General features: G+C 43.5%; 13 protein-coding genes. 9 read left to right on the forward strand and 4 right to left on the reverse strand.

All coding sequences use genetic code 11. The features are described from left to right. Positions 1 to 18: 18 nt before the first annotated feature. The gene (locus ACTXGK_RS14720) at positions 19 to 396 is read left to right on the forward strand and encodes a VOC family protein (protein ID WP_443514697.1); all 378 of its coding nucleotides are present in this window, start codon (positions 19 to 21) and stop codon (positions 394 to 396) included. Positions 397 to 501: 105 nt separating this feature from the next. Here the strand turns inward: ACTXGK_RS14720 and ettA are convergent, their stop codons facing one another. Further along, entirely contained in the window at positions 502 to 2,163 is a 1,662-nt protein-coding gene (ettA, locus tag ACTXGK_RS14725; protein ID WP_201600844.1) for an energy-dependent translational throttle protein EttA, read from the reverse strand. Positions 2,164 to 2,595: 432 nt separating this feature from the next. On the opposite strand from ettA, the gene ACTXGK_RS14730 reads away from it, so the two are divergent. From ACTXGK_RS14730 to ACTXGK_RS14745, 4 genes are all read left to right on the forward strand, one after another. Continuing rightward, positions 2,596 to 3,783, forward strand: a complete 1,188-nt coding sequence (locus ACTXGK_RS14730; protein WP_443514698.1) for a flavin reductase family protein — start codon at positions 2,596 to 2,598, stop codon at positions 3,781 to 3,783. A gap of 161 nt (positions 3,784 to 3,944) precedes the next feature. Next, a complete protein-coding gene (locus tag ACTXGK_RS14735) occupies positions 3,945 to 5,306 on the forward strand; it encodes a fatty acid desaturase family protein (protein ID WP_443514699.1) in 1,362 nt (453 codons plus the stop codon). A gap of 255 nt (positions 5,307 to 5,561) precedes the next feature. After that, entirely contained in the window at positions 5,562 to 5,855 is a 294-nt protein-coding gene (locus ACTXGK_RS14740; RefSeq protein WP_443514700.1) for a GNAT family N-acetyltransferase, read from the forward strand. A gap of 128 nt (positions 5,856 to 5,983) precedes the next feature. Further along, on the forward strand, positions 5,984 to 6,277 hold the full coding sequence (locus ACTXGK_RS14745) for a 4a-hydroxytetrahydrobiopterin dehydratase (RefSeq protein WP_102078853.1): 294 nt from the start codon (positions 5,984 to 5,986) through the stop codon (positions 6,275 to 6,277). Positions 6,278 to 6,372: 95 nt separating this feature from the next. Here ACTXGK_RS14745 and ACTXGK_RS14750 read toward each other — a convergent pair whose 3' ends face one another. After that, positions 6,373 to 6,528, reverse strand: coding sequence for a DUF1328 domain-containing protein (locus ACTXGK_RS14750; RefSeq protein ID WP_021814049.1), 156 nt, complete (start codon positions 6,526 to 6,528; stop codon positions 6,373 to 6,375). Positions 6,529 to 6,959: 431 nt separating this feature from the next. Between ACTXGK_RS14750 and ACTXGK_RS14755 the strand changes: the two genes are divergently transcribed. Further along, entirely contained in the window at positions 6,960 to 8,246 is a 1,287-nt protein-coding gene (locus ACTXGK_RS14755; protein WP_443514701.1) for a saccharopine dehydrogenase family protein, read from the forward strand. Between the two features lie 739 nt (positions 8,247 to 8,985). Continuing rightward, positions 8,986 to 9,480, forward strand: a complete 495-nt coding sequence (locus tag ACTXGK_RS14760) for a hypothetical protein (RefSeq protein ID WP_443514702.1) — start codon at positions 8,986 to 8,988, stop codon at positions 9,478 to 9,480. 120 nt (positions 9,481 to 9,600) lie between these two features. Here the strand turns inward: ACTXGK_RS14760 and ACTXGK_RS14765 are convergent, their stop codons facing one another. Then, the gene (locus ACTXGK_RS14765; RefSeq protein ID WP_443514703.1) at positions 9,601 to 12,144 is read right to left on the reverse strand and encodes a Tex family protein; all 2,544 of its coding nucleotides are present in this window, start codon (positions 12,142 to 12,144) and stop codon (positions 9,601 to 9,603) included. 376 nt (positions 12,145 to 12,520) lie between these two features. Between ACTXGK_RS14765 and ompR the strand changes: the two genes are divergently transcribed. Then, on the forward strand, positions 12,521 to 13,279 hold the full coding sequence (gene ompR / locus ACTXGK_RS14770; RefSeq protein ID WP_058023990.1) for an osmolarity response regulator transcription factor OmpR: 759 nt from the start codon (positions 12,521 to 12,523) through the stop codon (positions 13,277 to 13,279). A 64-nt stretch (positions 13,280 to 13,343) separates the two neighbouring features. Continuing rightward, positions 13,344 to 14,603 (forward strand): GTP-binding protein, encoded by a 1,260-nt coding sequence (locus ACTXGK_RS14775; protein ID WP_522909753.1) that lies wholly within the window; start codon positions 13,344 to 13,346, stop codon positions 14,601 to 14,603. A gap of 71 nt (positions 14,604 to 14,674) precedes the next feature. On the opposite strand, the gene ACTXGK_RS14780 is transcribed toward ACTXGK_RS14775, so the two are convergent. After that, positions 14,675 to 14,941 carry a DksA/TraR family C4-type zinc finger protein gene (locus tag ACTXGK_RS14780; protein ID WP_201600864.1) on the reverse strand — a complete coding sequence of 89 codons (267 nt, stop codon included), beginning with the start codon at positions 14,939 to 14,941 and terminating at the stop codon, positions 14,675 to 14,677. Between the last annotated feature and the right edge of the window lie 3 nt (positions 14,942 to 14,944).

Genomic DNA, 14,944 nt, shown 5'->3' on the forward strand with positions numbered 1-14,944 from the left:
ATACCTAAGGAAGATGCCATGGACATACTAAGGCTTGACCATTTTGTTTTAACCGTGAAAAATCTACAGCATACCATTGATTTTTATACCAAAGTGCTGGGCATGACCGAAGTGCGTTTTGGTGCAGGACGTGTCGCCTTGATGTATGGTCAACAAAAAATCAACCTGCATGAGCTGGGCAATGAGTTTGAGCCTAAAGCACAAAATGTCAAAGCAGGTAGCGCCGATTTGTGCTTTATCACCACCACGCCCTTAGCCGATGCCATGACCCATGTGCGTGGGCAAGGTGTTGACGTGCTCGAAGGTCCCGTACCGCGAACAGGTGCGCAAGGGGCGATTATGTCATTTTACTTTCGTGACCCTGATGGCAATTTAATCGAAATCTCCAATTATTGATGAATAAATACCATCACCGGTACAATTAAAAAATGCTTACCTAAAAAAAGACCGCTAATGATTAGCGGTCTTTTTTATGAACTTTCAATATACTAAACAGCAGTATTAGTTGGTAATTTTCTTATACTTGGCACGCTTAGGACTGGCGTCATCACCCATGGTTTTCTTGCGATACGCTTCAAACTCAGTGTAGTTACCGTCGAACCACACTGGGCCTTCTTCTTCGAATGCCAAGATGTGAGTAGCGATACGGTCAAGGAACCAGCGATCATGCGAGACGACCATGACCGTGCCTGGGAATACTTGAATCGCATCCTCTAGCGCACGTAAAGTTTCGATATCCAAATCGTTTGATGGTTCATCAAGAAGCAATACGTTTGCGCCTTGCTTTAGCGTTTTCGCCAATTGCAAACGGTTACGCTCACCACCTGATAGTTGACCGACGTGCTTCTGCTGGTCTGAGCCTTTGAAGTTAAAGCGACCGATATAGGCACGGCTTGGTGTGGTGTAATCACCAACGGTAATGATATCAAGGCCGTCAGAGACTTCTTCCCATACGGTTTTATTATCATCTAAGTGATCACGCACCTGACCGACATAGGCAACCTTGACACTTTCACCCAAATCAACCGAACCAGTATCTGGGGTATCACGCTCAGTAATCATGTTAAATAGCGTGGTTTTACCCGCACCATTTGGACCAATGATACCAACGATAGCACCAGCTGGGACGTTGAAGCTTAGGTTTTCATACAATAAACGATCGCCAAATGATTTGGAGATATCATTGACTTCGATCACCTTATTACCCAAACGTGGACCAGGTGGAATATAAATCTCAGAGGTCTCGTTACGTTTTTGGAATTCTGTTGAGTTCAACTCTTCAAAACGCTGTACACGAGATTTAGATTTGGCTTGTTGGCCTTTCTGATTTTTACGAATCCACTCAAGCTCTTTTTTCAACGCTTTGGCAAATGATTCTTCTTGCTTGTTCTGTTGCTCTAGACGATTGTTTTTCTGCTCTAGCCATTCAGTATAGTTGCCTTCATACGGATAGCCATGGCCACGGTCAAGCTCCAAAATCCACTGAGCAACATTATCCAAGAAATAGCGATCATGGGTAATGGCAACGATAGTACCGCTGTAGTTCTGCAAGAACTGCTCTAGCCATGCAACAGACTCGGCGTCCAAATGGTTGGTCGGTTCGTCAAGTAATAGCATATCAGGGCGCGACAATAGTAGACGGCATAGTGCCACACGGCGTTTTTCACCACCTGACAATTTGCTAACGTCCGCATCCCATGGTGGCAGACGTAGCGCATCGGCCGCTTTTTCTAACTGGTTGTTTAGGTTATGCGCATCCCATGACTGGATGATGTCTTCCATTTTGCCCTGCTCTTCAGCAAGTTTGTCAAAATCAGCATCCGGCTCTGCGTATTCAGCATAGATAGCATCTAGGCGAGCGAGCGCATCTAATGCTTCGCGCATACCGTCTTCGACATTACCACGCACGTCTTTACTGTCATCAAGTTGTGGTTCCTGTGGCAGATAGCCAACTTTGGTACCAGCTTGCGCGCGTGCTTCACCACTGAACTCAGTGTCGACGCCAGCCATGATACGTAGCAAGGTTGATTTACCCGAACCATTGATACCCAAGACACCAATTTTGGCACCAGGGAAAAACGATAGGTTGATATTTTTTAGGATTTCACGCTTAGGGGGAACAAGTTTTGACACGTTGTTCATCGTGTAAATATATTGAGCCATTAACACTCCGATAGACTGCATAGAAGAGAACAGCAAATGCCACTCAGCGATGATGCCAAGCGTGCCGTACCTCAAAATCAGGGTTACAAATTATCGTTCATTATCGCATTGTGGCGCATACCCTGCAAGCTAACAGGTTGTTTTACCCCTTGTTTTGCAGCTTTTGTCATAGAGTATCGCTGTTTCTGGATAAAAGCGGCCATAAATATTTTGTTGAAATAACAAGCTTAACATTCTGATTCATTGCTGTTTTATAAAAACCACAAAAAACAGCATCAAAACTTTCGCAAATTTAATCAATAGCCGTTAGCATGTTAGAGTGGCTTAACAGCGCAAAAAAGAATGGTTTAGCATGTCATCAACGAAACTGGCTATAAGCTGAGTCATTATTTTTCATATATTTTTAATAATATTTATACAGGTACTGATTATATGGCCAACGGCTATCGCCCTGAAATAGTTCAACGTGCGTTTGTCGATTTTATCGGATCGTGCTTACATCCGTTTTGGTCATTGACGACGCCCAAGCTACGCCTTATTGCTCGATACGAGATGAGTGATGATTTGATCGCCCTGCAATTTGAGACCAATCAAGCGTTTAGGCAGCAGATATCTAAAGGAACAGATGATTGGCAAGGCGGTCAGTATCTTGATTTACGTGTTTTTATCGATGGGGTTTATCATCAGCGCAGCTATTCAATCGTAGGATTGGCGAATCAACCATTGTGGTGGCAAGATGATGCCGTCGCTACTAAGTCAGCAAAAAGTAAACGTCACACGGTTACTATCGCGATCAAGCCGCAAGGATTGGTGTCTCATTACCTCACCAAGCAACTGCCACTATTTAGCATCGTTGATACCAGTATGCCACTGGGTAGCTTCACTTTAGCGAAGACGAACTTAGATAATAAAAGATTAAACCCTTTGTTATTTGTCGCTGGCGGTAGCGGTATCACGCCTATGTTAGGACTTATTACGCAAGCACTTGCAAACGGACATCAGGTGGCGTTGCTACATTATAATCGAACGGAACTTGCCCAGTTTCAGCATCAGTGGCAACAGCTGAGCGATATCTATCCCGCCTTCAGCTATCATTTTATCCATACTGATAACCCTGCGACTTATTTGGCTGGCGAACGATACTTGAGCGCAGAGGGTTTGTTATCACTTAATTTACCATTGGTAGATACCAAAATATTTGCGTGCGGTTCACAGGCTTTATTAGCCGGCTTATATAAAGCAGTAAACGAGATTAGCGTGCCACAAAACATCCCGCTACGTGACAACATTATCGTAGAAAATTTCGGTAATGCATTGCCTGATTTTGATGGCGACGGCAATCAGTTACTAGATAAAGCATTACAGACAGAGTCGCATACGGTGTATTTGCGGTCACGGCAACGGCAGTTCGATAGCGACACTACATTATTGGTCGCTGCCGAAAATGCAGATGTACGTCTAGCCTATGGTTGTCGGCAAGGTATTTGCCAACTATGCCGCTGTAATAAAGTGAGCGGCGTGGTCAAAAACATCCAAACTGGTAAGATAAGTAGTGATGGCTACGAGTCTATCCAAACGTGCATCAGTGTCGCGATGACCGATGTGATATTAGATGTTTAATACTGCTGAAATAAAAAACACGACCACTAGCCCCTGACTATCGACCTCTTAAAACTAAAAAATAGACTGATGTTAACTCATATTGTATGCTAAAACTCAGATGACTCATAAAACCGAATCCAGTACTGTTTATTCGTGCCGTTTCGGTTAAGGATTTATATATGCGCTTATTACCACCTATTGATACAGCACATTCTGCCGTACCTATCTTGATGCCAGTGTCCGATGCACCGTTGGCAAAAAATGATAGCGAGCAGCCAACCCTATCATCACAGCAAACTCGCTATCCAACAGTGACCCAGGCACCCTTAACAAAAGCACAAAGTGATGCCTTGGCAGTAGAATTAAATGCGCTATATAAAGGTGTAATGGACTCATTAGGTAGCGATGACGCCAAATACATTCAGCGGATTTATGCGACTGTGGTTTATAGTGAGCTTGTCGCCCGTGGTTTACTGGCCGCCGCAGGACGCATGTCATCACGCCGCGCGCAGATAGGGACTTGGCTACTGGGTACGTCAATGCTTAGCTTTAGCAAAATACTCAACAACATGGAGCTTGGGCATAATGTCATGCATGGTCAATACGATTGGATGCAGCACCCGCATCTGAACAGTCAAAAGTTTGATTGGGATATTGTTTGCCCTGCGCCATTGTGGCAACACTCGCATAACTACTTACATCATACGTTTACCAATATTGTTGGGCGTGACCATGATGTCGGCTATCACTTGATTCGGGTGACCGATGAGCAGCCTTGGACGCCAGAAGATCGCTACAATATGTTTAGTACAGCGGTGCTGGCATTTGGCTTTGAATGGGCAGTTGCCTTTCATGATATTCAGATCAGTGTCGATGAATACGCCGACTCCCCTGACTTGCATAAAATCATGCAGCAAAAATCTCGCGCACTATTTGCCAAAATCGGCCGACAAGTGGGCAAAGACTATATTGCCCTGCCCGCCATAGCAGCAATGACACTAGGCCGTCGTAGTGCCCTAAGCACACTGAGTGGCAACATGACGGCCAATACGATCCGTAATCTATGGACATGGGCGGTGATTTTCTGTGGTCATTTCACTGAGCAAGCACATATCTATACCCATCTCGATGCTGATGAGAGCAAAGGCGACTGGTACGTGCGTCAGATTTTGGGTTCTAGCAATATCAAAGGGAATAAATGGTTTCACATTTTGACTGGCAATTTATCCCATCAGATTGAGCACCATATCTTTCCTGATATGCCAGCCAGCCACTATGCCAGTATCGCCCCGCAGGTAAAAGCCATCTGCCACAAATACAATCTGGCCTATAACACTGGACGTTTTAGCACACAGCTGCGACAGGTAGTAGGACGTATCCACCACTTTAGCAAACCTAGCGAACAAGAATGGCACGCGTATAAGGCGTCAATGTCAGATACCGATAATCGTATCGATCGTGAGACTAAACCAGCGGTCAAAGGTGGCCTTGGTCGGTTTTTACCACCAGTTGTCCGCCAAGCCTTATCCTATGCATGGTAGTGTGCCAAAATAGTATTTTAGAAATATTTCATTCTTACGCAGACTGGTTAACGCTAAAACTATGTACACAGCCGCTGTCATGTCTACTATTGCGGTAAGCATCTAGATTGTTCAGCGGTAATGCGTCATACTAAAATAACAACAAGTGTTTAATAAATATATGGCTAGAATTATTAGCACGCATAATGATTTTAGCGTCTGTTAAATAACCTTAATTCATCATAAAAATTCGATAATAATAAATGGAGTTAATCAATGAGCAACCAAACGACCAAACCAAACTTAGATATTACTCATAACCAAGCAGCAAATCGTTTTGAGACGACTATTGATGGTCAAACTGGCTACATTAGCTATCAAGACCGTAATGACAAGCTCGTCTATGACCACACGATCGTTCCGCAACAGTTAGGCGGTCAAGGTGTCGGGTCTGCCCTAGTCAAGCATGCGCTAGATTACGCCCGTGAGCATGACAAAAAAGTCGTGCCGCAATGCTCGTTTGTCGCCTCATATATCAGCAAACATCCTGAGTACCAAGACCTTATCTAGTTTAATGCTACTCCTTAACGATAAAAGACTGTGTGTAATAATAATTTTAGCAACCTATTTTAGATTAGGAGACCGATCCCAATATAACTTTTAATAAACCAATCCATATAACAATAAAGGTTATTAATATGAGTAGTTTATCTGACAAACAAATCAATCTACAGTTAGAAGAGCTTGCTGGTTGGCAGCGCGATGGTAATAGTATCGTCAAGACCTATCACTTCAGTGACTTTATCGAAGCCATGAGTTTTATGAATCAAGCGGCATTTCATGCTGAAGCACTCGAACATCACCCCGAATGGCGTAATATATACAATATAGTCGAGGTACGCCTAACCAATCAGGATACCGGTGGTATCTCTAGTTTGGACATTCGCCTTGCAAAACGCATGGAGCATATCGTTCAGCCCAAACGTCTATAGCCTTATGCTTATGTTAAACGAGTAACTGAAGTGCTTTAGTTGAACATAAAAAAGACCCTCAATTGAGGGTCTTTTTTTATAGTAATAAGCTGTGTTTACATTTTGCGACTGACAAATGCCACAATAAATAAAATCACAGCAACTGCTAAGAAAATGTATGCCAGATTAGCAGACAGTCCTGCGACGCCACCAAACCCTAATAAACTTGCTAACAGTGCGATTACTGCAAAAATAATAGCCCAACGAAACATAATATTCTCCTCAAATAATTGTTAAAAATCAGATAGTAAACTTTATATAGTATTGATTTAACTTTTTGTTTTTCTAATACCAGTCATATCTGCTTACAAACATAGATTAGCAATATTTCTCTTTAAAGAACGTGCATTTTAGTAATGATGTCAGTAGATTATGTAAAGTTTGTAGCAAGTGTTAATACCTTTTATTTTTTCTTGTCTCTATAAACATATTATTTAGGATGATGAGCACCTTATTTGCTAAATTATTGATTGTCTTATAGTTGTATATAAATAACATCAAAAATTTTTGAAAAAGAGATTTGGCAATGAAAACTATAGCGACCCCATAAATTTCTAACTTATTTAGACCACTTGGTTTATAGTTTCCACTTGGTTTATAGTTTAAAGTCACATTATCATCCAATCTATTAAGGACAATACTTATGAGTACCGAGACGGATACCGCAAAACCCACGCAACAAGATAGTAGCGTCAACCGCCCTTATGCCGTCATCTTATATGGCGCAACAAGCTTTGTCGGACAAATCACCGCTCACTATTTGACCAATTTTTTATCCAATGCTAAAAATAAAGATGGCTCTCACGTCACTTGGGCAATTGCAGGACGTGATGAAGAAAAACTCAATGAGCTACAGTCGAAACTTGAGAGCAAAGTAGATATTATCATTGCCAATAGTAAAGACTCTGCCAGCCTTGATGAGATGACCAAACAGACACAAGTCATCATCTCAACCGTCGGCCCTTACCTCAAATATGGCGAGCCTCTTATCAAATCTTGTGCCGAAAATGGTACCGATTACGTCGATCTTACTGGTGAAGCGATCTTTATCAAAGATATGATGGACAAATATCAAGATACTGCCAAGCAAAGCGGCGCACGTATCGTAAACTCTTGTGGCTTTGATTCTATCCCATCAGATTTAGGCGTTTACTTTACGCAAACCAAAGCAGAAGAGAGGTTCGGAGAAGCTTGTAATGTGATTCACATGCGCGTAAAAGCGGCAAAAGGTGGCATCTCTGGTGGTACGATTGCCTCGATGGCTACGATATTCGAAGAAGTTGGTGAAGATAAATCGCGCCGTAAGCAAGTAGCCAACCCTTATCTACTAAACGATGACACAGATGTGCCCAATGTACGTCAAGACAATGTCAGCAAACCAGAATACGACAGCACCCATAAACGTTGGTTGGCACCCTTTGTGATGGCGAGTATCAACACACGTATTGTCCATCGCAGTAACCAGCTACTCAGTTATGAATACGGTCGCGATTTTAAATATGACGAAGCCATGTGGATGAAAGATGGTGTCAAAGGTAAGTTATCAAGCTACGCGATGAGCGCGGGTCTACTAGGATTTGCCACTGCCATGATGATTAAACCAAGCCGTGAGTTATTGTCCAAGCATGTTCTGCCCAAAGCAGGCACAGGCCCTTCTAAGGATGAGCAGGAAAATGGCTACTTTGATATTCGCCATTTCGGTCAAACAGCTAAAAACGACACCATCACGGTCAAAGTTACAGGCGATAAAGATCCTGGTTACGGCAGCACTTCTCGTATGCTCGCGCAGGCAGCATTATGTCTGGCACAAGATATCAGTAAAGAAGACGTTGGCGGCGGATTCTGGACGCCTGCCTCTGCGATGGGTGATAAGCTCATAGTCCGTTTAGAAGAACATTCAGGCTTAAGCTTCGAGGTTATCGATGGTTAATCGAGTGTAAAACATTTAAATAATGATTTATTAACGCTGATGATTTTTGTGACCGTATCTTGATAACAAGGTGCGGTTTTTTAGTACGCAAATTTTATAGTGCTCATCTGTCATGTTAGCGAATACTAATAGCGTACTTTTTTGGTAAGCAATATTGCAGCTTTTCGATTTTTCAATACATTATGCTACACATTCCTAGTCTAATGTCACAGCCATATTCTCATCAATACGCTAGGATAAAATACATTATGGTTTGGTTGTTATAGAGAATATTCATTTAAAATTTTTAATCAAAATCCACTTCGACAAGCATGATCAAATAAAAATATTTCTCTAAAACAATGTTATTGATCGAATTGATATTAGTCAAAATCTTCCAGTAGTTCGTGTGCCAGATAAAGATTCTCAGCAGCCTACTATTGATACAGGTACTGGTAAATATATCATTGTTGGATAAAATAGATCCAAATGTTTACTTCATTTCTTAAATAAGATGTGGGCTTAGTAGTTTCACAACGTCACAAGAATATACCAAGCTGTTAGAACCTTAATGAGTTTACTACTGAAATATCAGCTATATAACTGGTACTTTGTTTTTACAAATTATAGTAAGGTCGAACCAAAGTCTGGCTGTTTTTAATTGTCTATATTTTAAACCAATGATATTTAAAATTAGCCATATCAAAACAGAGGCAGGCGTTTTTAATCATTGTTAATTTATCAAATTTGGAGTTTTATAATGAAAAAGAATATTTTACCGTTAGTATTAGGCGCGACACTTGTTTTGCCAGCGGCAGCAATAGCTGCACCTGTCAATACCAGTGACATTATGCCAGCAGATATGCGTACCACTCCTGTCGATAATACCTTGCAAGCCGAAATAGAAGGCCCTGATGGTGAGCTTCTCGCTACTCAACCGGGCGCTGTTGATGATAACAACATGGACACGATGAATGACGATATGGAGTCTGAAGAAGGTGACATGGACGAAGACATGACCGTTACAGCAGAGGATGAAATGTCTGATGCTGACGCTCAAGCACGTGCTGCTATGATGCGCCGCGCACAGATGACAAATGATGTTCAAAGCAGTCAAGTAACACCTGCTGACATGCGCGAAAAGCCAGTCGAGATTACCTTACAAGAAAAGAAAAAAGATCGTCGTGGTGAGCTTTTAGCCACTCAGCCTGGTCAAGTTGAATTTAACGAAAACCGTCGTTTCACAATTCGTTAATAATGACAGTGCTTGATTTAGTAGTATGATTAATAGTTTACTACTATCAATAAGTGACATATAATATAAAAAGGCAGCCAATTGGCTGCCTTTTTTGTTGAACACGGCTATAAATTTTGGCTATTTCTTAGTTTTAGTCACGCCAGCTTCTTGTAACAAGGCGCCAAGTGTACCCATTTTGCTAGGAGCTTCCGCCTTATCGTTTTTGATCGGTTTGTTACGGTTACTATTCGTATTGTCCTGACGTTTACCACGTGGCTTAGACGAACGCTTATCAGCAGCGGTACGGCTATTATTTGGACGATCACTATTCGCCTGATTACTGCGTGGACGACTGGCTTTTTCACCATCTGTACTGTTTGCAGTAGACTTTGCAGCCGTACGGACAGGTTTTTCAGACTCAGGCTTCATACTAAATCCGATACGACCACGTTTTTCATCGATGGAAATAACACGAACTGATACGATATCGCCAGGTTTGACACGGTTCATGGGGTCTGCGACAAAGTCATTGGCCATCTGAGAGATATGGACCAAACCATCCTGATGGACACCGACATCAACGAAACAGCCAAAGGCCGTTACGTTAGTGACTACACCTTCAAGCTGCATACCTTCGCTAAGGTCTTTGATGCTGTTGACATCATCACGGAAATTGGCCGTTTTAAACTCAGGACGTGGATCGCGTGCAGGTTTAGCAAGCTCTTCGATAATCGCTTTTACACTGACATTATCATCGTTAGCAGCCAGCGCAGTCGTATCGATAGCATTTAACACGCTATCATTACCGATGACTTCTGATAAAGGTTTACCCGCTTGTGCAAGTAAGCTATTAACCAAGGCATAGCTCTCTGGATGCACGCCCGTTGCATCTAATGGATTGCTACCATTATGAATACGCAAGAAACCTGCTGCTTGCTCAAAGGTTTTAGCGCCTAGGCGTGGGACATTCTTGAGCGCTTCACGGCTATCAAATGCCCCGTGCTCGCGGCGATAAGTGACAATTTGCTGCGCTACGTTGCGATTAAGACCAGCGATATGAGCCAAGATAGCAGGGCTCGCCGTATTTACATCAACACCAACCGCGTTCACGCTGTCTTGAGTGACTTTATCAAGGCTATCTGCGAGCTGGTTTTGGTTGACATCATGCTGATATTGACCAACACCGATGGCTTTTGGATCCACTTTAACGAGCTCTGACAATGGATCTTGCAAGCGACGCGCGATAGAAACGGCGCCACGCACAGAAACATCTAGATTAGCAAGCTCATCACTAGCAAGCTCACTGGCAGAATAGACCGACGCGCCTGACTCATTCACAATGACGGCTTTGGCTTTGAGTGCATCGTTTGCGGCTAGAATCTCTTTGATCATTGCATCGGTTTCGCGACTTGCCGTACCGTTGCCGATGGCTACTAAATCAACATTATAAGTGCTTAATAGCTCATCGATGACTTTTTTGGCTTCAGTCATTTTGTTGTCAGGTGCAAATGGATAAACCGTCGCGATGACAGGCTTCTCTTCACTATCTGACATCACATGACCTTGCGCATCGACGATGGCCATTTTTACACCATGACGGATACCAGGATCAACACCCAAGATCACTTTAGGACCTGCTGGCGCAGACATTAGCAAATGCTGTAGATTGCTAGCAAACACATCGATCGCATCTGCTTCTGCGGCCAAACGCTTTTCAGTTAATAAACGATGCTCGATATGCGGACGCCATTTGTCTTTCCATAAGCTACTGGCTGCTTCTACCAAAAACTCACGGCGTTCTGCTGGCGCTTTGGCATCGACATCGAAATGATTAATAATTTTTTCGATAAATGGAGCGTCTTCGCCTTCAATTTTTAGACCCAAGACATTTTCTTGACGACCACGTAACATCGCTAATAGGCGATGGTTAGGCAGACGGGCAAGGCTTTCGCTATGCTCGAAATAGTCTTTGAACTTTTCGCCGACTTCACGCTTTTCTTCGCTCGCAACGCTCGATACGATACTGGCAGTTTTGGCAAACCCGCTGCGCAAGTTGTCCAACAAATCCAATGCTTGTGTCCACTCATCAACGATAATGGCTTGTACACCAGCGAGCTGTTTTTCGATATCGCTAAAATCAACGTCGATCTCATTACCACTATCATCAGTAATGCTTGATTGAACTTGATAATCAGCCAGCGCCTCTGTCGGGGTGATTTCTTGCGTCAAGACCGCTTGCGCGGCAGCGTCAAGACCAGCAGCACGTGCTTTGGCAGCCGGTGAACGACGACGCGGACGATATGGCAGATAGATGTCTTCAAGCTCAAGCTTAGACGTCGCGTTATCAATACGCATCTGTAGCTCATCGGTCAGATTGCCCTGTGTGCTCAGTAACTCAGTAATTTTGAGGCGACGTGTGGCCATGTCACGCTCATAATTGAGAGATTTTTCTAAAGCACGCAGCTGCGCGTCGTCAAGGTTCTGCGTCTTTTCTTTGCGGTAACGCGCAATGAACGGAACCGTTGCGCCTTCATCATAAAGCTTCACAAACGCATTGACTTGAGCAGTCTTAATGCCAAGCGCGCGAGCAAGCTTGTCGTGAATATTCGCGTGTGTGGTTGCATCCAAAACCTGTGCATTTGTCGAGGTTTGAGATGACGTTAAGGTATCAGTGCTACTCATATACGTATCAATCGTTGAGAAATGTAGTTTTGCATTATAGCAAAAGCTGCATGAATAAAAATCCTTTTTATCTTTTCGTTAATTATCGCCTGTTTTGCGGCATAAAACGTTTTATATCAAACGTTCTGTAGCCTTGTTAAACAAACGCATACAGCATTTATTCTTATGGGTGATGCAATTCGCGGTGCAATCTTATACACTAAAGTATCAATAGCACAAATATTGAGATGTGCTGATATATTGAACAATAGTTTTTGATTTTATGACGTGCTTGTTTTGACCCATCATTAAATAACGATAATTAATGGCAGTGTTTTACTCATCGCTTTTTACTCGTCATTTCTGCTAACAATAATTTTTATAAGAGGATGCCTGTATGACTGATAACAACAGCCCCGATACTTTGACTCAGCGTATTTTAGTTGTCGATGATGACGCTCGCCTGCGCTCTTTGCTACAGCGCTTCCTAGAAGACGATGGTTTCGTCGTTCGTACTGCCCATGATGGTAGTCAGATGGACAAACTCATGCAACGTGAGCTCTTCTCTCTAGTCGTACTAGATTTGATGCTGCCGGGCGAAGACGGTATTAGCATCTGTAAGCGCCTACGTGAAGACAATGCGGATATTCCAATCATTATGCTGACCGCTAAAGGTGGCGATGCTGACCGTATCGCAGGTTTGGAGGCGGGTGCAGATGATTACCTGCCTAAGCCATTTAACCCAAAAGAGCTATTGGCGCGTATCAAAGCCGTCTTGCGTCGTCAGAACCGTGAGCTTCCAGGGGCGCCAAGTCACCAACTAGAGGTGGTTGAATTTGGTCCATGGACACTAGATCTATCTACTCGTACGCTCAAACGTGATGGTAACGTCGTCACTTTGACGACAGGTGAGTTTTCGGTGTTAAAGGCTCTAGTTCAGCATCCACGTGAGCCGTTGACCCGTGACAAGTTGATGAACCTTGCCCGTGGTCGTGAGTGGGGTGCGATGGAGCGCTCTATCGATGTACAGGTATCACGCCTACGTCGCTTGATTGAAGACAACCCTTCACAAGCCCGCTATATTCAAACGGTTTGGGGGGTGGGCTATGTGTTCGTTCCTGATGAAGCTGAGGTAGAAACCGTCAAAAGTGAATAACCTTTGGCTGATGACATTTCTTTTAATATAGGCCGTGTTTGGTTATTCACAAACACGTGCCGATATGATGAGCATATCTGTGAAAAACCCTATTATCTTCCAAAACATACCCTGCACGTTAGTGACAGGGTTTTTAGGTGCTGGCAAAACCACCGTCATTAATCAGCTGCTTGCCACAAAACCTAACGACGAGCGCTGGGCTCTCTTAATCAATGAGTTTGGCCGTATTGGTATTGATGGTGCACTCTTGGCAAGCTCTCAAGATAACGATTTTGAGCAACAGAATATCGCCATTCGAGAAGTTAGTGGTGGCTGTATTTGCTGTACCAGTCAGCTGCCCCTACAAATTGCGATCAGTCGTCTGCTTAGCGACCATCACCCGCAGCGACTATTGATTGAGCCCACAGGCTTGGCACATCCACGCGAGCTGATATTACAGCTCAGTGCACCGCATTGGCAAACTGCCCTAAAGATGAATGCGGTGATAACAGTACTGAATGGCGAGCAGTGGCAACAGATTAAGTATCGTGACCATGATGGTTTTCAAGCGCATGTCCGTGATGCCGATGTGCTGATCATTAATCGCTATGACCAACTAAACACTAACGAAAAACAATCGATGGTGGAGTGGATAGCCAAACTAAATTCACACGTAAAAATCATTTGGGCAGTATCAGGACTAACAGCATCTGAGACAATAGACTCATCAGACGTCCATTTAACAAATAATCTTGTAGCAGATGCATATTCGACAACGTTGAACGACCAATTGAATAAGCCCAGCTCTATCATTTCCAATCAACGAAAAGTCAATATCGCGCACCCTCAAAAATCGCTGATTGGTTTACAGTCTCAAGCCAACTCTTTAGCAGCTGTGCCATTATCGAGTATATCTACAGATAAGAGCGAGGCTCAGACCAATACTCAGACCAGTGCTGATAACGATCTGCCCTATCGCTACCATGAAGATCAAAAGGATTTTCAGTTGGCTGGATGGCGACTACCTGCACATTACATGCTAAATGCTGACGATTTACAGAATTGGTTGTTAGCATTGCCAAACTGGCAACGCATCAAAGGCGTGGTTCATACTTCTGATGGCTGGATGCAGATCAATTTTAACCCTGGTAGTCTAACCACCAGAACAATCGATCCACAGACTGATAGTCGATTGGAAATTATTTTGCAATTAAGCAATGCTGTAGATACAAATGCTGTCGATACAGCTACAGAAAAAACAGAAACTGAGAATGATGCCAAAGCGTCAGCAGCTTCTATAAATTGGGAGGATTGCGATCGCGAACTGATGGCACTGGTTATATAGTCATAGACAAAAAAAGGGCGGGCATTGCTATGTTATCTAGCAACGCCCGCCCTTTTTCTTTCTTCTTCCTTTTAGCGCAATTGACTGTCTTTACTGCCGCGACGGTTGAATAGCTCAGCCGCTTTTGCCTCTTGCTCAAGCTCCGTCTGACAACTGACACAATGCTGAATACCAGGTACCGCTAGTCGCCTTGCCTCTGGAATAGGGTTACCACATTCATCACATAGCTCAGCACTGATACCTGTCGGTAGCGAACGCCGCGCGCGCTCCAAGGCATCATTGACCGTTGCATCCATTTGTTCGTGCTCAGCACCATCTCTTGACCAGCCACCTGCCATAAT

Source organism: Psychrobacter sp. T6-5, assembly GCF_052258485.2.
Taxonomy (GTDB): domain Bacteria; phylum Pseudomonadota; class Gammaproteobacteria; order Pseudomonadales; family Moraxellaceae; genus Psychrobacter.

What these genes read in the sequence shown, in the direction of transcription:
- ACTXGK_RS14745 (WP_102078853.1), top strand. Translation starts at nt 5,984, where the DNA reads ATGAGTAGTTTATCTGACAAACAAATCAATCTACAGTTAGAAGAGCTT.
- ettA (WP_201600844.1), bottom strand. Translation starts at nt 2,163, where the DNA reads ATGGCTCAATATATTTACACGATGAACAACGTGTCAAAACTTGTTCCC.
- ACTXGK_RS14760 (WP_443514702.1), top strand. Translation starts at nt 8,986, where the DNA reads ATGAAAAAGAATATTTTACCGTTAGTATTAGGCGCGACACTTGTTTTG.
- ACTXGK_RS14735 (WP_443514699.1), top strand. Translation starts at nt 3,945, where the DNA reads ATGCGCTTATTACCACCTATTGATACAGCACATTCTGCCGTACCTATC.
- ACTXGK_RS14765 (WP_443514703.1), bottom strand. Translation starts at nt 12,144, where the DNA reads ATGAGTAGCACTGATACCTTAACGTCATCTCAAACCTCGACAAATGCA.
- ACTXGK_RS14780 (WP_201600864.1), bottom strand. Translation starts at nt 14,941, where the DNA reads ATGGCAGGTGGCTGGTCAAGAGATGGTGCTGAGCACGAACAAATGGAT.
- ACTXGK_RS14755 (WP_443514701.1), top strand. Translation starts at nt 6,960, where the DNA reads ATGAGTACCGAGACGGATACCGCAAAACCCACGCAACAAGATAGTAGC.
- ACTXGK_RS14775 (WP_522909753.1), top strand. Translation starts at nt 13,344, where the DNA reads ATGATGAGCATATCTGTGAAAAACCCTATTATCTTCCAAAACATACCC.
- ACTXGK_RS14750 (WP_021814049.1), bottom strand. Translation starts at nt 6,528, where the DNA reads ATGTTTCGTTGGGCTATTATTTTTGCAGTAATCGCACTGTTAGCAAGT.
- ACTXGK_RS14740 (WP_443514700.1), top strand. Translation starts at nt 5,562, where the DNA reads ATGAGCAACCAAACGACCAAACCAAACTTAGATATTACTCATAACCAA.
- ACTXGK_RS14730 (WP_443514698.1), top strand. Translation starts at nt 2,596, where the DNA reads ATGGCCAACGGCTATCGCCCTGAAATAGTTCAACGTGCGTTTGTCGAT.
- ACTXGK_RS14720 (WP_443514697.1), top strand. Translation starts at nt 19, where the DNA reads ATGGACATACTAAGGCTTGACCATTTTGTTTTAACCGTGAAAAATCTA.
- ompR (WP_058023990.1), top strand. Translation starts at nt 12,521, where the DNA reads ATGACTGATAACAACAGCCCCGATACTTTGACTCAGCGTATTTTAGTT.